This window comes from Lacinutrix sp. (assembly GCF_037625555.1).
In the GTDB taxonomy this organism is placed as follows: Bacteria; Bacteroidota; Bacteroidia; order Flavobacteriales; family Flavobacteriaceae; genus Lacinutrix.
This window is the reverse complement of sequence record NZ_JASJHV010000114.1, coordinates 1-3,336: the sequence shown is the minus strand read 5'-3', so window position 1 is coordinate 3,336 and position 3,336 is coordinate 1. Positions and strand designations below refer to the sequence as shown.

Sequence of the window (3,336 nt, the reverse complement as noted above, 5' to 3'; positions counted from 1 at the left end):
TTGGTTTGAGTATAAAACTGTAGTTCCTAAAGGTTTTGTTCGAGTCTTAGGAAAACTAGCAGAACTTAAAGATGCAGGTATTCCTATTTATTTCTTTGTTGGTAATCATGATTTATGGATGAATGACTATTTTGAAAAAGAGTTAAATATTCCTGTATATCATGCGCCACAAGAATTTTGTATCAATAATAAAAAAATGCTTATTGGCCATGGAGATGGTCTAGGACCTGAGGACAAGGGATATAAACGCATGAAGAAAGTATTTACGTTTCCTTTCTTTAAATGGCTATTTAGATGGCTACACCCAGATGTTGGTGTAAAACTTGGACAATACATGTCTGTAAAAAATAAATTAATTTCTGGTGATGAAGATGCCAAGTTTTTAGGCGAAGAAGAGGAGTGGTTGGTGCAATACTGCAAAAGAAAATTAGCGTCTAAACACTATGATTATTTTGTTTTTGGTCATAGACACCTTCCTTTAGAAATTAAACTACAAGAAAATTCTACCTATATAAATTTAGGTGATTGGATACAATACTTCACGTATGGTGTATTTAATGAAAACCAGCTTCATTTAAAAAAATACTAACTTTTTAAGGAAACTATTCTCAAATTTTTATCTCCAGCGTTAAAATATTTCAGGTTTACAAAATTAAATATGTGAAGTACTGAATAAAGTATCAATCATCAGAGGTTCTTTCAGAATTCATTTGGTTGATTTTTAAAGTAATTTTGTGGTTTCACTTCATCTGTAATCTAAAAGTAAAAAAGAATACTTCTTACACTAAATTTCAACACACGTAACAAAATCAGCTCTTATTATATTAATAAATTCTATTGTTTCTAGCGGTTTATATCTAGTAATAGTTCCATTTATTTTTATTAAAAAATTGAAAACTTAACTATTTAAATCGGAAATAAAAGTTTTTATTTTTTCTACACCAAAAAACACATTAGGAGCATTTTCTTTGATAAAAATAGTCTCAATATTTTTATCATGGCTATAAGCATCCATAACCTTTTCACCATTAAAGTCTACAAAAGCAATTCTAAAAAACAACTCCTCTTTTTTAAAACCAAAATCTACACCTGGCAGCATTGCAAAATTATAATTTTCTAAAACATAATTTGCCAAATCAAAACTACTAGAAATTCCTAATTTTAAAATAGCAGCTTTGTGCAAGTTAAATCCAATTAACATATAAAAAGCTCCTTCAGATTTTGTGCATTCAATCCTTACTTCCGAAAGTTCTTTAAAAATAAATTCTGAAATATTTTTTAAAATAACAGCACTAGTTGCCACATAATTTTGCAAATCGATATGGTATTCAAAAGCTTTTATAGCAGCAAATTGTATAGGGGAAGAAACACAGCTAAATGTTTCGCTGAAAAGGGATTTATAGACATTTTGAAGCGCTTGCAGCTCGTTGGGCAACATCATGTAACCTAATCGATATCCACCTGCAGAAAAGACCTTGCTTAAACCTCCAAACACAATTGTTTTTTCAGGATAGTATGCTGAAATACTTGGGGAATAGCTTTCCGAAAAGTTAATTTGAGAATAAATTTCATCAGAAAAAACGACCACATTATATTTTCTACACGCAATGGCTAATGCTTTGTATTCTTCTTTTGTGTAAACGGCTCCTGAAGGGTTGTTTTGTGAATTTAAAATTAAAACAGTTTGTTTTTTAACCACTTCACACTTAAAGAAAGTATCTAAAATTTCTGGTGTCAATTTAAAATCGTTTTCGAAATTAGTTTCTAAAATATGATATACACCACCTTTAGATTGTATTTGAGGAATGTAACTAACCCAACTTCCTTTTGGTATTAAAAACTCGGCATCAAAGATTAAAATGGATTGATACAACAACTCTTTACTTCCGGGTCCTATAAATACAGACTCTTTTGTTGTCTTAATGTTTTGGTGCTTTTTTAAAAATAGCACTATCTCTTCTCTTAATTTCTCTAAACCTGCAACAGGCAAATAGTGGTTGTTTTCGGCATTTTCTTTCAATGCAGCAACAATACTGGCATGAATTGGAAAGGGAGATTGCCCAAACCCAAAATGACTAACTTCCTGTCCTTTTGCTCTTAATTCCTTTACTTTTTCATTAATTAAGAGTGTAGAAGATTGTTTTAATGATAAGATATTTTGATTGATCATAATTATATAGTATTGAGTTTTATTAAAACATGAAAGGCTATGAAAATAGAGAATACCATAAATAGTATTCCTATGATGCCACAAAAGTAATTTAAATCAGATTTTAAGCAAGGGGCAAATGGTTATAGATAGGGGACTAGGTGTATTTAACACCCATTTTACAGTTATAAAAATACTAATTTTTAAGCACAAAAAAAAGCGGCTTTATGCCGCTTTTTCTAAAAAATAAAAGAATTTACTTTAAGGTAAAACTTACTCTTGCGAATAAGAAACGACCACCAACACCAAATTGTTGAGATCTTCTAGACCAATCAAAACGTCCACCACTACGGTTCGCTTCAATAGCTCTATCTGGCGCAACATCTAATAAGTTGTTCGCTCCTACTGTAAACGTTAAATCCTCTGTAGCTTTGTAACCAAGCGATAAATCTGTAACAATCTTAGAAGCAAAAACTTGCTGATTTGCAGGAGTGTTCGTTGCTTCAGATACTTTACCAAAGTATACATTTCTTAAGAAAACATTAAATTTTCCAGAAGTTAGACTATTGGTTAAGTTCATTTTAGTTCTTGGTACTGCTTCTTCTAAAAAGATTCTACTAGTTTCAGGAAAATAAGTATCTACTAAACCTGCATCTTCTAAGATTTTAGAAGAATTAATATCTCCTACTTGTCTTGTCTGAGAAAACGTTCCTGATAAATCAGTCTTTAACCTTGTATTTGTTCCTAAAGTTGCTTTGTGTGAAACTACAAAATCAATTCCTTTAGACTGCGTATCTATTGCATTTGCAAAGAAAGATGCTGCAGAAGCGTTTGCTTGAATTAATAATACATCTAATTCAGAACCTGTACCTGGTCCTTTAAATTGACCTGTATATACAACTCTATCAGCAATATTTACTAAATAACCGTCTACAGTAAAGGTTAAGTTAGATTCTGGTAATTTTGCTGTAAAACCAGCACTAAAACTATTAGACGTTTCTTCTTTTAATTGAGGAATTCCTAATAATTGTGCAGCTTTACTATCATTTGCAAACGTACCTACTTCTACAGGAACTCCGTCTTGAAAAATAGTAGACGTAGAGTTAAAGTTTAATTGGTGTAAAGAAGGAGCTCTAAAACCAGTGTTAAAAGAAGCTCTAATTCTAAAATTATCTGAAGCTTTATAA

3 protein-coding genes are annotated in these 3,336 nt (G+C 30.9%); 1 reads left to right on the top strand and 2 read right to left on the bottom strand.

Features of this window, described 5'->3' with window-relative positions:
* Positions 1-589 (top strand): UDP-2,3-diacylglucosamine diphosphatase (locus QNK89_RS09670; RefSeq protein ID WP_340170819.1); only part of this gene is annotated, 589 nt, incomplete at its 5' end.
* Between the two features lie 309 nt (positions 590-898).
* On the opposite strand, the gene QNK89_RS09665 is transcribed toward QNK89_RS09670, so the two are convergent.
* Together QNK89_RS09665 and QNK89_RS09660 are read right to left on the bottom strand one after the other, a co-directional pair.
* Positions 899-2,170: an aminotransferase class I/II-fold pyridoxal phosphate-dependent enzyme gene (locus tag QNK89_RS09665; RefSeq protein WP_340170817.1), complete on the bottom strand. Its 1,272-nt coding sequence runs from the start codon at positions 2,168-2,170 to the stop codon at positions 899-901.
* A gap of 235 nt (positions 2,171-2,405) precedes the next feature.
* On the bottom strand, positions 2,406-3,336 hold a 931-nt coding region (locus QNK89_RS09660; protein ID WP_340170816.1), incomplete at its 5' end, for a TonB-dependent receptor.

Coding starts and splice junctions, on each gene's coding strand:
- QNK89_RS09665 (WP_340170817.1), bottom strand. CDS start 2,170: ATGATCAATCAAAATATCTTATCATTAAAACAATCTTCTACACTCTTA.